A 437-nucleotide genomic window follows, 5' to 3' on the forward strand; every position below is an offset into this window, starting at 1 on the left:
ACTTCTTCGCCCTTCTTAGCTGTGATTTCAACAATTCGACCATTTTCAAAAGTTAATTTGAACTCATCAATTAAATTCCCTGCATAGCTAAGTGGTTTTTTACTCGAAACGAAACCATTAACACCTGAACGTAATGGCGAAGTGAATACTTCCTCTGTTGGCATATTCGCAACGAATTGAACACCATGTCGATTTTGGCTTCCACCACTTTTCCATAGATGTCGGGGATGAAGCTCAATCGATAAATCTGTTCCTTCAGCTTTGTAATGTAACTTCTTATATTTCTTTTCATTGAGATAGGTAGACTTTTGGAGCAAGTTTCCAATATGATCTTTCCATGCCTTTACAGGTTCCACTTCCCCTATACGTACTGAATTGAAGATTGCATCCCAAAGTTTGTCTAAGCTATTTGTTTCGCCTGGAAAAACCTTATCTGC

At 38.2% G+C, this 437-nt stretch carries 1 protein-coding gene; it reads right to left on the bottom strand.

Features of this window, described 5'->3' with window-relative positions:
- Positions 1-437, bottom strand: a 437-nt coding sequence (locus AC3A54_RS25510; RefSeq protein ID WP_487656674.1) for an aminopeptidase, incomplete at both ends; no start/stop codon positions are given.

Source organism: Neobacillus sp. Soil_C_43 (assembly GCF_057656715.1).